Annotated in this window: 25 protein-coding genes; 8 read left to right on the top strand and 17 right to left on the bottom strand. The window is 70.0% G+C overall.

Going from position 1 to position 19,667, the window contains the following annotated elements; genetic code table 11:
- Positions 1-2: 2 nt before the first annotated feature.
- From AB0H78_RS11730 to AB0H78_RS11720, 3 genes are all read right to left on the bottom strand, one after another.
- Positions 3-1,250, bottom strand: a complete 1,248-nt coding sequence (locus tag AB0H78_RS11730; RefSeq protein ID WP_363234166.1) for a GNAT family N-acetyltransferase — start codon at positions 1,248-1,250, stop codon at positions 3-5.
- Positions 1,251-1,332: 82 nt separating this feature from the next.
- On the bottom strand, positions 1,333-2,307 hold the full coding sequence (locus AB0H78_RS11725) for an asparaginase (RefSeq protein ID WP_363234165.1): 975 nt from the start codon (positions 2,305-2,307) through the stop codon (positions 1,333-1,335).
- A gap of 54 nt (positions 2,308-2,361) precedes the next feature.
- The gene (locus AB0H78_RS11720) at positions 2,362-2,949 is read right to left on the bottom strand and encodes an ABC transporter substrate-binding protein (RefSeq protein WP_363234164.1); all 588 of its coding nucleotides are present in this window, start codon (positions 2,947-2,949) and stop codon (positions 2,362-2,364) included.
- 117 nt (positions 2,950-3,066) lie between these two features.
- Between AB0H78_RS11720 and dtd the strand changes: the two genes are divergently transcribed.
- Positions 3,067-3,492, top strand: coding sequence for a D-aminoacyl-tRNA deacylase (gene dtd / locus AB0H78_RS11715; RefSeq protein ID WP_363234163.1), 426 nt, complete (start codon positions 3,067-3,069; stop codon positions 3,490-3,492).
- A gap of 22 nt (positions 3,493-3,514) precedes the next feature.
- Here dtd and AB0H78_RS11710 read toward each other — a convergent pair whose 3' ends face one another.
- The 6 genes from AB0H78_RS11710 to AB0H78_RS11685 form a co-directional block, all read right to left on the bottom strand.
- Positions 3,515-4,480, bottom strand: a complete 966-nt coding sequence (locus AB0H78_RS11710; protein WP_363234162.1) for a folate-binding protein — start codon at positions 4,478-4,480, stop codon at positions 3,515-3,517.
- 10 nt (positions 4,481-4,490) lie between these two features.
- Positions 4,491-4,928 carry a transcriptional repressor gene (locus AB0H78_RS11705; RefSeq protein WP_363234161.1) on the bottom strand — a complete coding sequence of 146 codons (438 nt, stop codon included), beginning with the start codon at positions 4,926-4,928 and terminating at the stop codon, positions 4,491-4,493.
- A gap of 40 nt (positions 4,929-4,968) precedes the next feature.
- The gene (locus AB0H78_RS11700) at positions 4,969-5,541 is read right to left on the bottom strand and encodes an FABP family protein (RefSeq protein ID WP_363234160.1); all 573 of its coding nucleotides are present in this window, start codon (positions 5,539-5,541) and stop codon (positions 4,969-4,971) included.
- A gap of 245 nt (positions 5,542-5,786) precedes the next feature.
- Complete coding sequence (locus AB0H78_RS11695; RefSeq protein WP_363234159.1) at positions 5,787-6,647, bottom strand: hypothetical protein; 861 nt, start codon at positions 6,645-6,647, stop codon at positions 5,787-5,789.
- Positions 6,644-7,552: a hypothetical protein gene (locus tag AB0H78_RS11690; RefSeq protein ID WP_363234158.1), complete on the bottom strand. Its 909-nt coding sequence runs from the start codon at positions 7,550-7,552 to the stop codon at positions 6,644-6,646. Before AB0H78_RS11690 ends, AB0H78_RS11695 begins: the two co-directional genes overlap by 4 nt.
- Positions 7,549-8,316 carry a hypothetical protein gene (locus AB0H78_RS11685; RefSeq protein WP_363234157.1) on the bottom strand — a complete coding sequence of 256 codons (768 nt, stop codon included), beginning with the start codon at positions 8,314-8,316 and terminating at the stop codon, positions 7,549-7,551. The genes AB0H78_RS11690 and AB0H78_RS11685 overlap by 4 nt, the downstream gene beginning before the upstream one ends.
- A 141-nt stretch (positions 8,317-8,457) precedes the next feature.
- On the opposite strand from AB0H78_RS11685, the gene AB0H78_RS11680 reads away from it, so the two are divergent.
- Complete coding sequence (locus AB0H78_RS11680; protein ID WP_363234156.1) at positions 8,458-8,823, top strand: DsrE family protein; 366 nt, start codon at positions 8,458-8,460, stop codon at positions 8,821-8,823.
- On the opposite strand, the gene AB0H78_RS11675 is transcribed toward AB0H78_RS11680, so the two are convergent.
- From AB0H78_RS11675 to AB0H78_RS11640, 8 genes are all read right to left on the bottom strand, one after another.
- Positions 8,817-9,098, bottom strand: coding sequence for a DUF3099 domain-containing protein (locus tag AB0H78_RS11675; RefSeq protein ID WP_363234155.1), 282 nt, complete (start codon positions 9,096-9,098; stop codon positions 8,817-8,819). The two genes, AB0H78_RS11680 and AB0H78_RS11675, sit on opposite strands and share 7 nt — an antisense overlap.
- A 93-nt stretch (positions 9,099-9,191) precedes the next feature.
- Positions 9,192-9,479 (bottom strand): DUF1416 domain-containing protein, encoded by a 288-nt coding sequence (locus AB0H78_RS11670; RefSeq protein WP_206968544.1) that lies wholly within the window; start codon positions 9,477-9,479, stop codon positions 9,192-9,194.
- 34 nt (positions 9,480-9,513) lie between these two features.
- A complete protein-coding gene (locus AB0H78_RS11665; RefSeq protein ID WP_363234154.1) occupies positions 9,514-10,359 on the bottom strand; it encodes a sulfurtransferase in 846 nt (281 codons plus the stop codon).
- Positions 10,360-10,511: 152 nt separating this feature from the next.
- Positions 10,512-10,592, bottom strand: coding sequence for a putative leader peptide (locus AB0H78_RS11660; RefSeq protein ID WP_350310325.1), 81 nt, complete (start codon positions 10,590-10,592; stop codon positions 10,512-10,514).
- Positions 10,593-10,756: 164 nt separating this feature from the next.
- Positions 10,757-11,485, bottom strand: a complete 729-nt coding sequence (locus AB0H78_RS11655; RefSeq protein ID WP_363234153.1) for a DUF2993 domain-containing protein — start codon at positions 11,483-11,485, stop codon at positions 10,757-10,759.
- Positions 11,486-11,503: 18 nt separating this feature from the next.
- Positions 11,504-12,667 (bottom strand): hypothetical protein, encoded by a 1,164-nt coding sequence (locus AB0H78_RS11650; RefSeq protein ID WP_363234152.1) that lies wholly within the window; start codon positions 12,665-12,667, stop codon positions 11,504-11,506.
- 9 nt (positions 12,668-12,676) lie between these two features.
- Entirely contained in the window at positions 12,677-12,931 is a 255-nt protein-coding gene (locus tag AB0H78_RS11645) for a MoaD/ThiS family protein (RefSeq protein ID WP_363234151.1), read from the bottom strand.
- Between the two features lie 56 nt (positions 12,932-12,987).
- A complete protein-coding gene (locus AB0H78_RS11640) occupies positions 12,988-13,794 on the bottom strand; it encodes an alpha/beta fold hydrolase (RefSeq protein ID WP_363234150.1) in 807 nt (268 codons plus the stop codon).
- 242 nt (positions 13,795-14,036) lie between these two features.
- On the opposite strand from AB0H78_RS11640, the gene AB0H78_RS11635 reads away from it, so the two are divergent.
- The 6 genes from AB0H78_RS11635 to AB0H78_RS11610 all read left to right on the top strand — a co-directional run bounded on the left by AB0H78_RS11635 (position 14,037) and on the right by AB0H78_RS11610 (position 19,633).
- Complete coding sequence (locus AB0H78_RS11635; protein ID WP_363234149.1) at positions 14,037-14,852, top strand: response regulator transcription factor; 816 nt, start codon at positions 14,037-14,039, stop codon at positions 14,850-14,852.
- Between the two features lie 24 nt (positions 14,853-14,876).
- Entirely contained in the window at positions 14,877-15,899 is a 1,023-nt protein-coding gene (locus AB0H78_RS11630; protein WP_363234148.1) for a LacI family DNA-binding transcriptional regulator, read from the top strand.
- 108 nt (positions 15,900-16,007) lie between these two features.
- Positions 16,008-17,174: a trypsin-like peptidase domain-containing protein gene (locus tag AB0H78_RS11625; protein ID WP_363234147.1), complete on the top strand. Its 1,167-nt coding sequence runs from the start codon at positions 16,008-16,010 to the stop codon at positions 17,172-17,174.
- Positions 17,175-17,191: 17 nt separating this feature from the next.
- On the top strand, positions 17,192-17,404 hold the full coding sequence (locus AB0H78_RS11620) for a hypothetical protein (protein WP_363234146.1): 213 nt from the start codon (positions 17,192-17,194) through the stop codon (positions 17,402-17,404).
- A gap of 43 nt (positions 17,405-17,447) precedes the next feature.
- Complete coding sequence (locus tag AB0H78_RS11615; protein ID WP_363234145.1) at positions 17,448-18,182, top strand: response regulator transcription factor; 735 nt, start codon at positions 17,448-17,450, stop codon at positions 18,180-18,182.
- Complete coding sequence (locus tag AB0H78_RS11610; RefSeq protein WP_363234144.1) at positions 18,179-19,633, top strand: HAMP domain-containing sensor histidine kinase; 1,455 nt, start codon at positions 18,179-18,181, stop codon at positions 19,631-19,633. Before AB0H78_RS11615 ends, AB0H78_RS11610 begins: the two co-directional genes overlap by 4 nt.
- Positions 19,634-19,667 lie beyond the last annotated feature (34 nt).

The raw sequence follows: 19,667 nt of genomic DNA, 5'->3' as shown, positions 1-19,667 counted from the left end.
GGCTAGAACACGTCAGGGCACCAAGGCCTCGCGGCCGTACGGAACAGCGCCTCCAGGGTCAGGACGGCCCCCGCCGTCCCCTCCCCGATCCGGCCCAGAGCCGCCAGCCGGACCGCCGACTCGTCGCCCAGATACAGCGCCCCCAACTCCCTCACGTCCAGCGTGACATCGGGCGACTCGGACGACGGTGCGCACGCCGCGCCGTCGGGCGACGCGTCGAGCCGGTACCGGCCCGCGGACAGGCCGTCCCCATCCGTCACCTCAAGGACGAGGGAGGCGGACACGGTGTACGTACGGGCCTCCAGCGCCCGTACGACATCCAGCACCCGCACCCAAAGGAAGTCCGCCTGCGTGGTGATCCGCGCCGCGCGCGGGTCGGGCAGCAGCAGCGGCAGCAGGTCGTCCGGGGCCCGGTCCCCGGACTTGACCGACGTGATCCAGTCGACCGAGCAGAGATAGGTCCACAGCGCCCGCTCGGCGGCCGGCGTCACCGCGATCAGCCCCAGCACGGTCGCCGTGTTCAACGGCTGCTTGGCGTCGCCCCAGATGTCGTCGGCCGTGTACGCGAGGAGCCCTTCGACCTCGCCGGAGGCGGAGCGGTGGATCGCGTAGAACGGCTCCTTCCAGGGGTGCGCGGGGGTCTGCAGCTGCCCGGTGTTGAGCATCCACCACCGCTCGTCCCTGCTGACCGCGCCGGGCGTCGACTGCCGTACGTGCTCGTAGAGTTCGGGGCCCACCTTGCGGACGTCCGCGGCGTCCACCAGATCGATCCGGCCCCCGTCGTCGGGCCCCGACCAGCGCGGGTCGATCCCGGCGCGCGGTACGTCGACGGTCCACTGGGTGGTGTGGGCGGCGGGCCCGAAGCCGTACCGCCCGTAGATCGGATACTCGGCCGCGATCAGCGTCGCGAGCACCTCCCCGCGCTCCCTGGCCGCAGCCAGGTCCGTCGCCATCATCCGGCTGAGCAGGCCGCGGCGGCGGTGGGTGGGCGAGACGCTCACATTGGTGATGGCGTCGGCGGGCAGCGACGCACCGCCGGGGACGGTGATCTCCTGGGCGAAGGAACGGAAGGTCGCGACGCAGCGGGAGCCGTCGAAGGCGCCCTGGGTACGGGTGAGGTCGGCGTGCGCGAGGAAGTTCGCGACCTCTTCGTCGCTGGGGTGTGGCTGCCGGAGGAATCCGGTGTTCAGGGCGCGGCGCCAGTCGGCGGCCTCGGCCTCGGCGATCGTACGGACGGTCAGGTCGGTCATGCGCCCACGCTAGGCGCGACGAGGCGCGACCCGCACGGGGATTTCGGCCGGGGCAGCGCCCCGGAAGCCCCGGCGGGGGGGCTCAGAAAGCGGCCCGTATCTCCCCGACCCTGGCGGAGCCGCCCAGCAGCGGCGCCTCGCCCACCCTGGCGAGCACGTCAGCCCCGATACCCATCCCGCCGAGCACGCGCGACAGCACAGGACCGAGCACCCGCGTCCCCCCGTCGTCCACCTTGAACGCCAGCGCCCGCCCGTCCGGCAGCGCCACCGCCTGGACCGCCTCGGCGCCCATCTTCGACAGGACCCCGGGCGCCCCGCGCATCAGCCAGGTGTCGGGGCGCCGGGTCCCGGCCACGTACTCCGGGTACGCCCGCATCGCATCCGCGACCCGCCGCTCCGCGGACCCCTCGGGGGCCAGCACGAAGGACCGGAAGGCCCGGGCCAGACCCACCAGGCTGATCGCCATCAGCGGCGCCCCGCACCCGTCCGTGCCGACGGCGGTCACCCGCTCGCCGGCCGCCTCCTCGACGACCTCGAGGACCAGCTGTTGCAGCGGGTGCCCGGGGTCCAGATAGGAAGCCGTGTCCCAGCCGTTCAGCGCGCAGACCGCCACCATCGCCGTGTGCTTGCCCGAGCAGTTCATGGCCACCCGCCCGCGCACCTGCCCCGACGCCAGATAGGCCTCCGCCTCGACCGGGTCGAGCGGCAGGTCGGCGGGGCACTGCAGGTCGGCCTCGGTCAGCCCGTGCTCGGCGAGCATTTTCCGTACGAGGTCGAGGTGGAAGCCCTCCCCCGAGTGGCTCGCGGCGGCGAGCGCCAGCCGCTCGCCCGACAGCTGCAGCCCCGCGCGCAGGATCGCGGCGGCCTGCATCGGCTTGTTGCAGGAGCGCGGGAAGATCGGCACCCGCGGATCCCCCAGCGCGTACTCCACACTCCCGTCGGCCGCGAGCACCACCAGCGACCCCCGATGGCGGCCCTCGACGAAACCGGACCGCACGACTTCGGCGAGTACGGGGGCCGGAGCCGGGGCTATCGGGGAGGTGGTGGAGGTGCTCATGGTGTGACGGGCCTTCCGGGCAGGGTGCCTGCCCGGACCCTGGAAGGGATCGCCTCAGGTGAGCAGGTCGTCTACTTGCGCTTCCCCGTCACGGTACCTGCGGGCGATCTCCGCGCTGCAATCGTCCGCGGTCCGCTGGAGGAGGTGGCGGCGGCGCGAAACCTGCTGTTCGTAGCGGATCAGCCGCCCCATTCCGGTGTGCAGCTCTTCGTCCGTCCGGGCGTCGAGGTCCGACAGCTCGACCTCCGCGAGCATGTCCGCGGCCAGCGTCCGGTACTCCTCGCTGCGCGGCGTCGAGAGCGTCACGTGCCGGGCGGACGACCGGTGCGAGGACGGGGCGTCGGCCAGGATCTCGGAGAGCCGGTCGACGACCGGGGTCTCCGGGGCGAGGCGGCGCGCGAGCTCGGCCCGCAGGATGTCGATCCGGCCGTGCAGCATCCGCCGTACGTAGCTGAGATCGGCCTCGTCGCTCTGTGCGTCCCTGCGCAGCGTCCGCAGCTCCGGCAGCCGCAGCGCGGCGATGTCGTGGTCCGGAGCGGCGGGAAGGGGGGCCTCTCCGCTGCGCTGCACGGGCGTGCGCGCGAAAGAGACGCGTGTCATCGATACGGGACCGGACGGCAGCCCGGCGCCAGGTGTACTCATGTGCGTGTTCCGTCCCCTCGACCGGTGCTGCCCGCACCGCCTGTGTGCATGGTGCCACTCAAGACAGTGCCCATGCAGGCGGTCTGCACCCGTTCAGCCCCAGATAGCCTGATCCGTATGCGTGCAGTGGTGCAGAGGGTGGACGGTGCGAAGGTCGTCGTCGCAGGCGAGACGGTGGGCGAGATCGTTGGTGAGGGTTTGTGTGTACTTGTGGGAATTACCCACGGGGACACCGCGGAGAAAGCGGCGCAGCTCGCCCGCAAACTCTGGTCGGTTCGCATCCTGGAGGGCGAAAAGTCCTGCTCCGATACGAATGCCCCCTTGCTGGTGATTTCCCAGTTCACGCTCTACGGAGACGCCCGCAAGGGCCGCCGCCCCACCTGGAACGCCGCCGCCCCCGGCGACCTCGCCGAGCCCCTGGTCGACGAGGTGGTGGCTCGGCTGCGCGCCCTGGGCGCACACGTGGAAACGGGCCGCTTCGGGGCGGACATGCGCGTCTCGCTCACCAACAACGGCCCGTTCACAGTGCAGTTGGAGCTCTAGAAGCCAAGCGGCTCAAGCAGCCTCACGGCTCGACCACGACCTCCTGCTGCGCCGCCGTGTCCCCCGCCATCAGCTCCGCGTCCACCGGCACATTGCGCTTCACCAGCGCGAGCGCGATCGGCCCCAGCTCGTGGTGGCGTGCCGAGGACGTGATGAAGCCGAGCTGCCGCCCGTCCTCACCGTCGGCGGCCAGCCGCAGCGGCGTCCCGTGCCCGGGCAGCAGCACCTCGCTCCCGTCGAGGTGCAGGAAGACCAGCCGCCGAGGCGGCTTCCCCAGGTTGTGGACACGGGCGACCGTCTCCTGCCCCCGGTAGCAGCCCTTCTGCAGATGGACGGCGGAGCCGATCCAGCCCAGCTCGTGCGGGATGGTCCGGTGGTCGGTCTCCAGGCCCAGGCGCGGCCGGTGGCCCTCGATGCGCAGAGCCTCGTACGCGAGGAGCCCGGCGGCGGGGCCGTTCTTCTCCGCGTACGACTCAAGATCGGCGCGCGGCAGGAAGAGATCGCGCCCGTGCGCCGTCTCCCGTACGACCACACCGTCCGGCACCTCGGCGATGGACCCGGCCGGCAGGTGGACGACCGCGAACTCCGCTGTCCTGTCGGCGACTTCGACCCGGTTGTAGAACTTCATCTTCTCCAGGTACGAGAGAAGGTCGTCCTGCGTCCCCGGCTCGACGTGCGCCCAGACCGTCTCACCGTCGTCGACGAGATAGAGCGCGTGCTCGATGTGCCCGTTGGCGGTGAGGATCAGCGCTTCGGTCGCCTGCCCGGCGGGCAGCTCGCTCACATGCTGGGTGAGCAGGACATGCAGCCAGCTCAGCCGGTCGGGACCGCTGACCGAGATGACGGCGCGCTGCGAAAGATCGACGAACCCACGGCCCGCCGCCAGCTCGCGTTGCTCCCGGAACAGGTCGCCGTAGTGCGCGGCGACACCTTCGTCGCGGCCTTCGGCGGGGACGGCACCGGGCAGGGACAGCAGAGGGCTCTTCATATCCCCCAGCCTACGACTCGGCGTCCGAAGCCTTCACCGAGCAGTTCTGGCAGCGCCCGAAGATCGCGAAGTGCTTCATGTCCGTCTCGAAGCCGAACGTCTCGCGCAGCTTCGCCGTGAAATCCGCGGCCACGTCCACATCCGCCTCGATGACGTTCGTGCAGTCACGGCAGACCAGGTGGATGTGGTGGTGCCGGTCCGCCAGGTGGTACGTCGGCGCCCCGTGCCCCAGATGCGCGTGCGAGACCAGCTCAAGCTCTTCCAGGAGCTCCAGCGTCCGGTACACGGTCGAGATGTTGACGCCGCCCGCCGTCTTCCGCACCTGGGTGAGGATCTCGTCGGGCGACGCATGCTCCAGTACGTCCACAGCCTCCAGGACCAGCTGCCGCTGAGGGGTCAGCCGGTATCCGCGCCTGCGGAGGTCGCTCTGCCAGTCGGTGCTCACCACGCCCCCCAGTGTAGGAGGGCCCGGTGGAATCCCGGCTTGCCTACTTGAAGAAGGCGATCCCGTCGTCGGGGAGATCACCGAGGTTGCGCGCCATCTCCGCGACCTCCTCGGGGGTGACGACCTTCTTCAGGTGCCCCGACATGTACGGACGCAGCTCCACGTCGGGGGTGGCCTTCTCGCCGACCCACATCAGGTCGCTGTTCACATAGCCGTAGAGGCGCTTTCCACCGCTGTACGGACCCGAGGCCGCCGTCCGGGCCACGGCATCCGTGACCAGGTCGATCTGCGGCTTCTGGGCACCGAGATCGCCGTACCAGATCTCGACGACGCCCTGGTCACGGACCATGACGACCTCGACCTTGCGGTCGGCGTCGACGCGCCAGTAGCCGGACTCGGTCTCCAGCGGCCTGACCTTGTTGCCCTCGGCGTCGAGCACCCACGAGTGGGAGACGTACTCGAGGAAGTCCCGGCCGTCGTGCGAGAAGGTGACGGACTGCCCGAAGTTGCACTTCTCCTCGCCGGGGAAGTCGGCGACGCCCGCGCCCTCCCAGGTACCGAGGAGGAAGACGAGCGGGACGAGGCTCGGGTTCAGGTCCGAGGGAATCTGGATCATGGGTGGCTCAGCTCAGACGATCTGTGAGGGGAAGGCGGGGAGGCGGAGAGGCTAGCGCTGACCCTGGTAGAGCTTCTTCACGGTCAGACCGGCGAAGGCGAGAACGCCTACGCAGACCAGGACCAGCAGGGTTTCGAAGAAGATCTCAAGCACGGGGTGCTCCTTGTATGAGCGGGGTGGGCAGGTAGGGCCGGGCCCCAGCTTATCGGGCTGGGGCCCGGCCCTCTCGGTGAGGTGTGCCGCACTCAGCCGAGCAGCTGGTCCTGGAGGATCACCGTCTGGTGGAAGGGGACCTTCGGCACCGTTCCCTTGCGGGAGTGGAAGATCAGCGCCACGGTGTCGCCGGACAGGACGTAGGCCTGGCGGACCTGCTGGGCGCCATAGGGTGCGGCCTCGGCGTAGACGTACGTCGTGTTGTTCTCCACCGACCCGTTGCTGGACCAGGTGTCGTCGATCCTGGCCGTGGGCGCCTCGACGAGCGGCGTGCCGCCGTCGTAGCCGATGCTCACGGTGTCGTCCTTGAACGCCTGGGCGAACGCCGTCGACTTGAACTGCACCAGGTAGATGCGGGTCGTGGTGCCGTCGGGCATCGTCCAGCCGCGTGCCGCGATGTGCCGTACGGACGCATCCGCGAGCTCCTGCTTGAGCGCGGACCGCGCGCTCTTGGCGTACTCCGCGGTGTAGCGGTCGGTGCTCACCCAGCCGCCGTTCAGCGTCTTGTCCTGCGTCGCGCCCTCGGGGGCGGGCAGCAGGAGCTTGCGCAGGTCGGCGTGGTGGACCTCGCCGGCGTTGCCGTCGGTGAACGGGCGCGGGGCGTCGGCAGGCAGCGCGGGCAGCGACAGCTTCGGGTACGTCCAGCGGCCGTCGTCCTGTGTGGCGAGGCCCGGCACGTCGGTCCGGGTCATCCCGGTGATGCCGTACGCCGTGCCGGTCCCGAGCCCGCCGCAGACGAGCACGGCGAGGGTCCAGCGGGCCGCGGCACGCAGCGCCGTACGGTCCTTCCAGGGCCGGCGGGGTGCGGCAGGCGGGAGCGGCGGGGCCGTGAACACGTTCTCCTCGACGACCTCCGAGATCGCCGGGGGCGGGGAGACTGCGGGCTCGGTCATACGTACTCCCCCGGGGACGAAATGTGGTCCAGCTGCTTCTTCAGCAGATCCGCGACATCGGACTTCTCGAACGGCTTGGTGCCGTAGGCGTGCATGGAGACCAGCACACCGTCGTCGTAGGCCGTGCAGAACATCTCGTCGAGCTTGCTCTTCTTGTCATTGGGCGCCAGATAGCAGGCGGCGCGCGCATGACCCTTGATCTTCGGCCCGGCCCGGAAGATGTCGATGGCGTCGAAGAGCTCCTTGCGGAACCGGTAGGTCTCGGCGACCGACTTCTTGTCCTTCATCTGGCTGATCTGCATCTCGATGTCGAGATTGTTGGCACCGCTGGTGTACGAGCGGTACGCGACCCCCTTCGGACCGATCTTGTCGACCCGCTTCTCCCAGGCACGCCGCTGCTTGCCCGCCAGCCCCTTGCCTTCGGCCTTCATCAGGGCGACGGCCTGGGCACCGCTCACCTCGGAGTCGTTGCCGAACTCCTGGATGTCGGGGCCGAGCCGGTAGCCGGTCGGCACGGGCAGCATCAGCTTGCTGAGCGCGGTGTCGTGACGGCCGGTGTCGAGGCCCGCCGCCGGGTCCTTCGCCGGCTTGGGGTCCTTGCCCCAGACGTGGGTGGGAGCGGTCGTGTCGGCGTTGTCCACGGTGGACTTGGTGTAGACGAGACCGCCGACCACTGCGCCCAGGACGAGGACGGCGGGCAGGACGGCTGCCGCGATGCGCAGGGCGCGGGACGGCGGCTTCGGAGCCTGGGGGGTCCCCAGAACTTCGAGCTCGGGCTCGGGCTCGGGCTCCGGCTCCGGCTCGGGCGCGGGTGCCGGCTCGGGCTCCGGTGCCGGTGCCGGTGCCGGTGCATCGGCCTGTACCTCTGCCTCTGCCTTTGCCTCTACTTCTTCTTCGTTGCTCACAGGCGCCCCAACTGCCGCTCGGCGAGCGTCCGGATGTCGCTCTTGCTGATCTTGTGTGTGTCGAAGATGTGGATGTCGAACATGACATCACCGCGGTAACCGGTCGCCCGCGCCTCGTACAACGGCAGATAGCCGGCCTTGTTCTCGACCGGATAGACGAAGTAGAGGGCGTTGCCGCTGCCCTTGACCGCATCACCGTCGTAGCCCGCACCACCCTTGGAGTCGGACATGTAGCCCTGCTGGTCGGCGGAGAAGACCTCGGCGGCCCGGTCGCTGCCGCTGCGGAACTGCACCAGCCGGACCGCGATGTCCTTGTACTCCCCCTGTGTCCAGTCCGCGGCAGCGATGCGGCGGATGTCGTCCTCGGAGTTCGAGGTGAACAGGTAGGCCTCGTCCTTGAATTCGCGCGCGTAGTCCGCCGGAGTCATCCAGTTGTCGTGCGGCATCGCGCCACTCTGGAAGACCGGCTTGTACGAGACCTTCGCGCCCCCCGGCTTCGGGATCAGCAGCTTCCGCAGATCGCCGTCGGTCCGTACGAGACTGTCCTCCTTGGCGGACAGCGCCACCGGCTCCTTCCCCTTCGGGAGAGCCTTGGCCGGGTACGTCAGGCCTTCCTGGGCCAGCACCGGCAGCGGGGTCGGCGAGCGGTCGGCCTGGATCTTGTAGCCGACGGCGGTCCCCGCGACGATTCCCAGCACTGCGGCGGCCGCGACGATCAGTGTCGTACGACCGCGACGGCGCGGCTTTTTATCCGGTTCCTGCACGTCAGGAACCGTTTGCAACTCTTCTGGCGCTTCCAATGGGGTCCCCCCACGAGACCTGAGGCGCGAGTTCCGTTACCCGCGCACACACCAGACCCACCATGGGAGAACAGGGTTGTACCGCCGACTATTACAGTTCGGCATATGACAGCGAAGAAGCTCGTGATCAAGGTGACCGCCGGCGCCGACGCACCCGAACGGTGCTCGCAGGCCTTCACCGTGGCGGCCGTCGCGGTGGCCAGCGGGGTCGAGGTCTCGCTCTGGCTGACCGGCGAGTCCTCGTGGTTCGCGCTGCCGGGCCGGGCGGCGGAGTTCGAACTCCCGCACGCGGCCCCGCTGCCCGACCTGATCGATTCGATCCTGGCGGCCGGGCGGATCACCCTGTGCACGCAGTGCGCGACGCGTCGGGAGATCACCGAGAAGGACGTCGTCGAGGGCGTACGGATCGCGGGCGCGCAGGTCTTCGTGCAGGAGATCATGGCGGACGGCGTCCAGGCGCTCGTCTACTGATCCCGCGGGTCCCGCTGATCCCGCCGCTTCTTGCCGTCCAGCTCGTCCCACCAGTCGTCGGACTTCCGGTCCCCCGAGGGGTCGTCCCACCACCGGTCGTCGGGCCCGCGGCGGTTGCCGACCATCGCCGCGACGGGCGGGATGACCATGGCGACGACGCACATGGCGACCGCCGCGGGAACCGACCAGAGCCGCACGAAAGCCCAGGCGGAGACGAAGAGGACCAGGCATCCGCCCATGAGCAGGAAGTAACCACGGCGCCGTCGCGCGTACATACCTCCAGCGTACGACCGAAGGGCCGCACCCGGTCCAGGTAAGCGTCCAACCCCCTGGGGTGCGGCCCTTCGGCCGGTTCATGAAGAGTGCGGTCACACGGCGATCGCTACCTCTGCCAGACCGCCGGTCTGCGCGACGACCGTACGGTCCGCCGTGCCGCCGGGGACCAGGGCGCGCAGCGTCCACGTGCCCTCGGCCGCGTAGAAGCGGAACTGTCCGGTCGCCGAGGTCGGGACCTCTGCGGTGAACTCGCCGGTCGAGTCCAGGAGGCGCACGTAGCCGGTGACGGGCTCGCCGTCCTTGGTCACGCTGCCCTGGATCGTGGTCTCACCGGGCTTGATCGTCGAGGCATCGGGGCCGCCGGCCTTCGCTCCACACATGGCTGAACTCCTAGATAGGAAAGGTCGGTTGGGATTACTTGTTGGCGCCGAGCTCGATCGGCACGCCGACGAGGGAGCCGTACTCGGTCCACGAGCCGTCGTAGTTCTTGACGTTGGTCTGGCCGAGCAGCTGGTGCAGCACGAACCACGTCAGGGCCGAGCGCTCACCGATGCGGCAGTACGCGATGGTGTCCTTCGCCAGGTCGACCTGCTCGTCCTCGTAGAGGGCCTTGAGCTCGTCGTCCGACTTGAAGGTGCCGTCGTCGTTGGCGTTCTTCGACCACGGGATGTTGCGGGCGCTCGGCACGTGGCCGGGGCGCTGCGACTGCTCCTGCGGGAGGTGCGCCGGGGCGAGCAGCTTGCCGCTGAACTCGTCGGGGCTGCGCACGTCGACCAGGTTCTTGGTGCCGATCGCGGCCACGACGTCGTCGCGGTAGGCGCGGATCGACTCGTCCTGCGGCTGGGCCTTGTAGGAGGTGGCCGGGCGGGAGGGGATCTGGTCGCCGTCGACGAGGTCGCGGGAGTCGAGCTCCCACTTCTTGCGGCCGCCGTCGAGGAGCTTCACGTCCTGGTGGCCGTAGAGCTTGAAGTACCAGAAGGCGTACGAGGCGAACCAGTTGTTGTTGCCGCCGTAGAGCACGACCGTCGTGTCGTTGCCGATGCCCTTCTTCGACAGCAGCTCCTCGAAGCCGGCCTGGTCGATGAAGTCGCGGCGGACCGGGTCCTGGAGGTCCTTGGTCCAGTCGATCCGGATCGCGTTCTTGATGTGGTTCTTCTCGTACGCGGCGGTGTCCTCGTCGACCTCGACGATGGCGACCTTCGGGTCCTCGATGTGGGCCTCGACCCAGTCTGCGTCTACCAGGACGTCCGTGCGGCTCATGTGTTTCTCCTCCGGGGCAGTCTGCGGCGGTGTGGTGCTGGTGGCGGCGTACGGGTACGCGGGGAGGCGGCGTACGGCGCCGGGGGCGGCCCCGACCACCTGGCGAAAAGGGGTCGAAAAGGGCCCGGGATGAGGGGAGAGAGAGGTCCCGCTCAGAAAGTGCGACAGAGCATGGCGGCGACGCGGCACAGGTCTACTGCCCGCCGCTTCGTGAGATCCGCCTGTCGCTTCATGTATCCGATCGTAGGGATGTACAGGCGGACATGTCACCGGCGTTTCATATGTCGGGACGCGATCGTCCGCAATGTGAGACGCGAAAGGGGTCCGGCGGCTGCCGGACCCCTTCGTCACTGCTCGTTTCCTGCCCGCCATCTGCGGACCGGACACCTTCGTCTCACTATCCGGCGAGCGAGACGTCCGTCCCCGTCCCGGAGAACTCGATGCCGTCCTCGACGGCCGTCGTCCTGTCGAGCTTGATGCTGGACGGCAGCCCGTCGAGCTTCAGGTCGTAGTCGACGACCTTGCGCAGCCGGCTTTCCACCAGCGCGGGGAGCGCGTCCGCGTGCAGCTTGACGTGGTCGCCGCCTTCGAGCTTCACCGTGCTGTACGTCGTGAGCGGGGGCAGCGCCTTGAGCGACTCGGGGACGGAGACCCCGGACCCGGCCAGCAGGTCGGAGATGCTGCCCGTCACCTTCACCTGGCCCTTGGCGGCCCGCTCGGCGCCCGCGTAGCTCACGGTCGCGCCCTTGGGCGCCGACTTGGTGAGGTCCGCGTACGAGATGCGCGCCGATCCCGTCGCGCTCGCGGCGACCGCCGAGGAGAAGCTGCTGTCGATCTTCACGTTCATCAGCTCGGCCCTGACCTCGGTGAGCTGGACCGAGCGGCCCTCGGCCGAGGCGGTGATCCCGCTGAGCTTCACATCGACCTCGTCGAGCTCGGAACCGAGCACCTGGGTCAGGAAGGGGAAGCCCTTGATCGAGACGTCAGGGGTGGAGTTCAGCCCCTGGCTCGACTTGATCTTTTCGGCCGCCTTGTTCTCGGCGACATTCACCGCGATGCGGTCCACGGCGACGAAAATGCCGCCGAGGACCACCACGATGATGAGGAATATTCGCAGTCCGCGCATGGGCAGACGATAGCTGCGCTATCCGCCCACAACGCGGCCGATGAGATAGATCGCAGGCGCTGCGGCCGTCAGCGGCAGGGCCACTCCGGCCGTCATGTGGACGAACCGGGACGGGTAGTCGTACGACGCGACGCGCAGCCCGATCAGCGCACAGCCACCGGCCGCGAGTCCGAGCAGCGCACCCGACGATCCGATGTCCGTCATGGAGCCCGCGGCAATCCCCGCACCCGCCGAGGCGGCCAGCGCCACGACGACGGAGGCGATGCCCGGCAGCGGCAGCGCACGCGCCACGGCGGCCACCGCGACGGCGATCGCGCCGACCGTCACCGCCTCGGTGGGAGCGGCGAGGAAGCCGGCCGCGAGGATGGCGAGCGCGGACGAGGCCACGGTCGCCATCAGCCCCTGCATGCGCTCGTCGGCGCCCGCGTGGCTGCGGAGCTGGACGACGACCGTGAGCAGGACCCAGACGCCGAGCGTCCCGATGATCGCGGCGGGACCGTTCTCGGCACCGGCCGCGAGCAGCGCCGCATCGGCGACGATGCCGCCCGCGAAGGCGAGCGCGATGCCCTGGCGGGCCGGCCACATGCCGTTGAGCCTGAACCAGCCCGCGGCGGTGACGGCCTGCAGCGCGACCAGCGGCACGACGATCGCGGGCCGCCCGATCGCGGCGGCCGCGGCGATCAGCACCGCGAGGACGGCGGTCAGCCCCGCGGGCTGCATGCCGGGCGCGATGATCGGCGAGCGGCCTTCGGCGCGGGCGCGCTGGGCGTCGGTGATCCGCTGGTTGCCGGTGGTGGTGGGGGCGCTGTAGCCGGACGCGGGGCCGGCCGGCGGCTCGTAGGGAGGCTGCGCCTGTGCCTGGGCCTGGGCCTGCTGGGGCTGGACGGGCGCCGGGGCCTCGGGGGGCAGCGGGTAGGACTGCGGCGGCAGGTAGGCGGTGTCGAGGTCGGTGTGCGCCTGCTGCGGGTACTCGGCCTGCGGGTATCCGGCCTGCTCGTACCCGGCCTGGGGGTACCCGGCCTGCGGCTGCTGGTCGTACGCCGCCTGCGGCTGGTACTGGGTGTCCCAGGTCTGGCTCTCCCACGTCTGGGTGTACGGCTGCTGCGGCTCGTGCTGCTGCGGCGGCTGCTGGTGCGGCTGCGGTTCCTGCCCGTACGGATACTGCTGGTACTGGTCACTCATGTGCGGTGGTCACCCTCCTGCGAACGGCGGGAGCACCTCGACCGTGCCGCCCTCGGCAAGCCGTACGGTCTCATGCCCGCGCTTTCCGACGGGATCTCCGTCAACGAGAAACGAACACCGCAGCAGTACGCGCCCGAGCTCGCCCGAGTGGCGCGCGCGTGCCGCGTCGAGCGCCTCGGCGAGGGTCCCCGCGGCGTACGGCTCCTCGGCAATCCCTGCCGCCGCCTTCGCCGCGGCCCAGTAGCGGATGGTCCCCGCTGCCATAGGTACTCCTTGCATCTGCTTCGTCGATCGGCGTCGCGCCGCCCCCCATGATGCCGCTACTGCTCTCCGAGCCACGCCGCGATGCGCCGCAGCAGCGCCTCGTCCGCCGCGTTCTCCGCGTGCCCCATGCCGTGCTCGACCCAGAGCTCGGCGGGTCCCGCGTCCGCGAGCATCCGCGGATGGTCCATGGGGAAGTACGGGTCCCGGTCCCCGTGCACGATGAGCAGCGGCGTCGGAGCGATCAGCGGGACCGCCTCGACGGGCGACAGCGGCACCGGGTCCCAGTCCTCGGGGTGGATCCGCGTACGGAATCCGAACCGCCCCACCAGCCGCCCCAGCGGCCGTGTCACCACCCAGTGCAGGCGCCGCATCGGTGCCGTACCGCGGTAGTACCAGCGGGCGGGGGCGCTCACGGACACGACGGCGTCGATCCGTGCCCCCGTGCGCCCCCCGTGCAGCGCGGCGTGCCGGAGCACGACGGAGCCGCCCATGGAGAAGCCCACGGTCACCACCCGCCCGTACCCGAGCGACTTCGCCCACCCCACCGCGGCGGCCAGATCGAGCACCTCGCGGTCGCCCACGGTGGAGCGTCCGCCCGATCCGCCGTGCCCGCGGAAGGAGAAGGTGATCACGGCCGCGTACTGCGCAAACACTTCCGCGGCCCGGCGCAGCGCGGGCCTCTCGACGGAGCCCGTGAAGCCGTGCGCGATGACGATCGCGGTGTCCGTGTCATCTGCCGTACACGGCTCGTACACCGCCTCGATCCGGACGCCGTCCTCCGCCAGGAGCGCCGCACGACGGGCCCCCGGCGTGACCAAGGAAACAAATTCACTGCTCAAAGGGGTATCTGCCGCCGAACTCATGTGGGCTATTCTGCTGGGAAGAGGACCTGGGCAGCGAAGCCCCCGGGTCCTTTTGTGTTTCCTGCTCGTTGTTACGAGCAGGTGAACAAAGGCTCTCAGGGCGCGAGAGCCGCCGCAGGACCGCAGTACCCGTACGAAAGCAGTGCCGCAATACGTCCTCGCAGGGACCGAGGAGGAACCGACGTAATGGGCGAGCAAACCGTGCACGAACCGAAGACGACGACCACGGCAGGTGGGGCGCGATGAGTTCTCTGCTGCTCCTGACGAATGCCCTTCAGCCGTCGACGGAGGTGCTCCCCGCCCTCGGCCTTCTGCTGCACAGCGTGCGGGTCGCCCCCGCCGAAGGCCCCGCTCTCGTCGACACCCCAGGTGCCGACGTCATCCTGATCGACGGTCGCCGCGACCTCCCGCAGGTCCGCAGCCTCTGTCAGCTGCTCCGCTCCACGGGCCCCGGCTGCCCGCTGATCCTCGTCGTCACCGAGGGCGGCCTCGCGGCCGTCACCGCCGACTGGGGCATCGACGACGTACTGCTCGACACCGCGGGTCCCGCCGAGGTCGAGGCGCGGCTGCGGCTCGCGACCGGCCGCCAGCAGATCACCGCCGACGACTCCCCCATGGAGATCCGCAACGGTGACCTCTCGGTGGACGAGGCGACGTACAGCGCCAAGCTCAAGGGCCGGGTCCTGGACCTGACCTTCAAGGAGTTCGAGCTGCTGAAGTACCTGGCGCAGCACCCCGGCCGGGTCTTCACCCGCGCCCAGCTGCTCCAGGAGGTGTGGGGCTACGACTACTTCGGCGGTACGCGCACGGTCGACGTCCATGTACGGCGGCTGCGCGCCAAGCTCGGCCCCGAGCACGAGTCGCTGATCGGCACGGTCCGTAACGTCGGCTACCGCTTCGTGACGCCCGAGAAGGTCGAGCGGGCGGCGGACGCGGCGAAGGCGAAGGCGGCCGCACCGGCACCGCGCGACGAGGACCACGCGGTGGACCACGCGGCGCTTCCCGAGCCCGTCACGGCGGCCTCACAGGAACCTTCCGTACGACCTGCCAAAAGGTAATTCCATCCGCGTAGACTGCCGCGCGTGGCCAAGGTGACGAGGGACGATGTAGCGCGACTGGCGGGTACTTCCACCGCCGTCGTCAGCTATGTCATCAACAACGGACCGAGGCCGGTCGCCCCGGCCACGCGCGAGCGGGTACTCGCAGCCATCAAGGAGCTGGGGTACCGGCCCGACCGGGTCGCCCAGGCCATGGCCTCGCGGCGGACCGACCTGATAGGCATGATCGTTCCGGACGCGCGGCAGCCGTTCTTCGCGGAGATGACGCACGCGGTCGAACAGGCCGCGGCCGAACGCGGAAAGATGGTCCTCGTCGGGAACTCCGACTACCGCGACGAGCGCGAGGTCCACTACCTCCGTGCCTTCCTGGGCATGCGCGTCTCCGGGCTGATCCTGGTCTCCATGGGCATGAGCGAGCGCGCCGCCTCGGAGATCGAGGCCTGGGACGCGCGGGTCGTGCTGCTGCACGAGCGCCCCGAGGCGATCGACGACGTCGCGGTCGTCACGGACGACATCGGCGGCGCCCAGCTCGCCACCCGTCACCTCCTCGAACACGGCCATGAGTACGTGGCCTGCCTCGGCGGCATCGAGAACACCCCGTCCGTCGGCGACCCGGTCGCCGACCACGTCGAGGGCTGGCGCCGGGCGATGCAGGAGTCGGGCCGCTCGACGGAGGGTCGGCTCTTCGAAGCTCCGTACAACCGCTACGACGCGTACAAGGTCAGCCTGGAGCTGCTCGCGGGCCCGAACCGGCCGCCGGCGATCTTCTGCTCCACGGACGACCAGGCGATCGGTCTGCTGCGGGCCGCGCGCGAGCTCCGTATCGACGTACCCGGCGAGCTGGCCGTGGCCGGCTTCGACGACGTGAAGGAAGCGGCGCTCACGGACCCGCCGCTGACAACGATTTCTTCGGACCGGCCCGCGATGGCGCGGGCGGCGGTCGATCTCGTACTGGACGATGCGCTGAGGGTGGCGGGTTCGCGGCGGGAGCGGCTGAAGCAGTTCCCGTCGGCGCTGGTGATCCGCCGGTCCTGCGGCTGCGAGTAGTCCGCCGGTCCGCGCGACGGTCGGCTTTATATCGGGCATACGGGGTTCTGTCGGGCTTCTCAGCGGGCACTCAGGAATCTCTCATGGTGGGTGCCCAAGCTCATATCCATGACCGACAACCGCGAGCAGCAGCCTTACGCCGACGACTCCTGGCAGCGCGCCAAGGACGACCTCCACCGTGATGCGCACGAGGCGGACGCGTACACCGCGCCGATCCCGGCCGCGCAGTCCTACGCCGCGCAGCCCCAGGGCCCGCAGCCCGAGGCCCCGCAGACCCAGGCCGCCGGTGGCTGGCCGCCGCCGCCCGCCGGTCCGCCCGCCTCCGTCATCGCGGGCGAGTCCTGGCCCACCCCCACTGCCGAAGAGCCCGCCGCTGACAAGCCCAAGCGCGCCAAGCGGCCCATCGCGCTCCTCGCGGCGGTCGCGATCATCGCGGCGGTCGTCGGCGGCGGTACGGCGGCCGTCGCCGAGAACCTCACGAACGGCTCCTCCGGCTCGTCGAGCACGGTCAACGGCACGACGGTCGCCTCCAGCAGCAAGGGCACGGTCTCGGGCGTCGCCGCGGCGGTCTCCCCCAGCATCGTCGAGATCGGCGCGACCTCGACGTCCGGTTCCTCGACCGGTTCCGGCGTGATCATCACGAGTGACGGCGAGATCGTCACCAACAACCACGTCGTCTCCGGGGCCTCGTCCATCAAGGTCACGCTGAACGACGGGAAGACGTACACGGCCAAGGTCGTGGGCACCGACGCCAAGAAGGACCTGGCGCTCATCAAGCTGGAGAACGCGAGCGGCCTGAAGGCGGCCTCGCTCGGCGACTCCAGCAAGATCGCGGTCGGCGACCAGGTCGTGGCGATCGGCTCGCCCGAGGGCCTGAGCGGCAGTGTCACCAGCGGCATCGTCTCCGCGCTCAACCGCGATGTCACGGTCTCGACGGACGAGAGCCAGGCGCAGGGCGGCAGCGGCGGAAGCGGTGGGGGCAACGGACAGTGGCCGTTCTCCTACGGCGGCCAGGACTTCAACGGCTCCACCGGCGGCTCCACGACGACGTACAAGGCGATCCAGACGGACGCCTCCCTCAACCCCGGCAACTCCGGTGGCGCCCTGATCAACATGAACGGCGAGATCATCGGCATCAACTCCGCGATGTACTCGGCCAGTTCGGACAGTTCTACGTCAAGCTCCAGCGCCGGCAGCGTCGGCCTGGGCTTCGCGATCCCGATCAACACGGTCAAGGCCGACCTGGACACGCTGCGCGCCGGCGGGTCCAACTGACGACCTGAGGAGTCCCCATGAAGATCACCGTCAACCGCGCACGGCACGCCCTGCTCACCGCCGTCTCCTGGCAGGACCCGGCCGGTCTGGGCCTGCCCTTCGCCCTCGCGCAGGACGCCGCGGACCGTACGCCGGGGCGCGCCCCCGAGGTCCGTACCGCAGCAGCGGCGGCACCGACAACGGCAGCCAAGCGAGCCGCACGCCGCCGCGCACTCACCGTGCGAGGCTGAACCCAGCCCCGATCCGCCCCTCCCACCCCGAGGACCACGAGCCATGAGCCCCGCCGAAGACGGCCGCGAGCCGCAGCGCATCCTCATCGTCGACGACGAGCCCGCCGTACGCGAGGCGCTGCAGCGCAGCCTCGCCTTCGAGGGATACGCGACGGAGGTCGCCGTCGACGGCCTGGACGCGCTGACCAAGGCGGAGACGTACGCCCCCGAGCTGATCGTCCTGGACATCCAGATGCCCCGGATGGACGGCATGACGGCGGCGCGCAGGCTCCGCGCCTCGGGCTCCACGACCCCGATCCTGATGCTGACGGCCCGGGACACGGTGGGCGACCGCGTGACGGGGCTCGACGCGGGCGCCGACGACTACCTGGTCAAGCCTTTCGAGCTGGACGAGTTGTTCGCACGGGTGCGGGCGCTGCTGCGGCGGTCCTCGTACGCGACGAGCGCGGGGGCCGACACCGGGGACGACAACGTGCTGGCCTTCGCGGACCTGCGGATGGACCTGGCGACACGCGAGGTCCTGCGGGGCGACCGGAAGGTGGAGCTGACGCGGACCGAGTTCACGCTCCTGGAGATGTTCCTGGCGCACCCCAGGCAGGTGCTGACGCGGGAGCAGATCCTGAAGGCGGTGTGGGGGTTCGACTTCGAGCCGAGCTCCAACTCCCTTGATGTGTACGTGATGTACCTGCGGAGGAAGACGGAGGCGGACGGCGAGGCACGGCTCGTGCACACGGTGCGGGGCGTGGGGTATGCGCTGCGGACGGGTGGGGCGGAGTGAAGCGGCCCCGTCCGCTTCTGCGCTTCCGGCGGCTTCCGCTTCGGTCGCGGCTGGCGCTGCTCACGGCTGCGGCGGTGGCGTTCGCGGTGGCTGTGGTTTCGGTGATCTGCTGGTTTCTGGTGCAGGGGAAGCTGTACGACGAGATCGACGCGAAGCTCACGGCCCAGGCGAAGCAGCCTGTGCCCGCCGCACAGGTGGCATTCACGTTGAGCCAGTGCACACAGGCGCCGACCGCCTCCGATGGCCTGAACGGCCGCCCGTCCGCCTACTACCTCCAGCTGATCCAGGGCAATGGCACTGTGTGCCTCGGCGACCAGTCGGCAGGCGTCATCACGATCAGCTCCAGCGACACGGACGTGGCGAAGAAACCGAATCCCGCCGAGGCCACTTACCGCAACGGCACCGACTCCGACGGGAATCCGGTGCGCGTCGTCACCGCCCCGATCGTCACGAATCACGGCTCGTCGGTGTACCCGGACACCGCGCTGATGATCGGCCTCCCGCTCAAGGACACCCAAAGCACCCTCAACGAACTCGCGCTCCTCCTCCTCGGCGTCTCCGGCATCGGCGTCATAGGCGCAGGTGCGGCAGGCCTATGGATCGCCCGCGCCGGGCTCAAGCCGGTGGACCGCCTGGCCGACGCCGTCGAGCACGTGGCCCGTACCGAGGACCTCACCCTCCAGATCCCCGTAGAAGGCGACGACGAGATCGCACGCCTCTCGATGTCCTTCAACTCCATGACCTCCGCCCTCGGCGAATCCCGCGACCGCCAGGCCCAGCTCATCGCCGACGCCGGCCACGAACTCCGGACCCCGCTCACCTCCCTCCGTACGAACGTCGAGCTGCTCGCCCGCAGCGAGGAGACCGGCCGCGCGATCCCCCCGGCCGATCGCAAGGCCCTGATGGCCTCCGTCAAGGCCCAGATGACCGAACTGGCCGCCCTCATCGGCGACTTGCAGGAGCTCTCCCGCCCCGACGCGGCCATCGGCGGCCCCCTCCAGGTCGTCGCCCTGCACGACATCGCCGCCTCCGCCCTGGAACGCGCCCGCCTGCGCGGCCCCGAGCTGACGTTCAGCGAGACGATCACCCCTTGGTACGTACGGGCCGAGCCCGCCGCCCTGGAGCGGGCCATCGTCAACGTCCTGGACAACGCCGTGAAGTTCAGTCCGCCCCAGGGCACCGTCGAAGTCACCCTCACCGACGGCGAGTTGACGGTCCGCGACCACGGCCCCGGCATCCCGCCCGAAGACCTCCCCCACGTCTTCGAACGCTTCTGGCGTTCATCGTCGGCGCGCGCTCTGCCCGGTTCAGGCCTCGGCCTGTCGATCGTGGCCCGCACGGTGCAGCAAGCAGGCGGCGAGATCCAGTTGCACCCCGCCCAAGGGACCGGCACCGAGGCCCGCATCCGTATCCCCGGCGCCCCCACCCCGCCCCCGCAGGAAACCGCCTGACCAAGAAATCTGTACAACCGTATTGCACAACCGT

Source organism: Streptomyces sp. NPDC050738 (assembly GCF_040654175.1).
Taxonomy (GTDB): domain Bacteria; phylum Actinomycetota; class Actinomycetes; order Streptomycetales; family Streptomycetaceae; genus Streptomyces.
The sequence above is the reverse complement of the archived record's forward strand: the minus strand, read 5'-3'. Positions and strand labels throughout refer to the sequence as shown.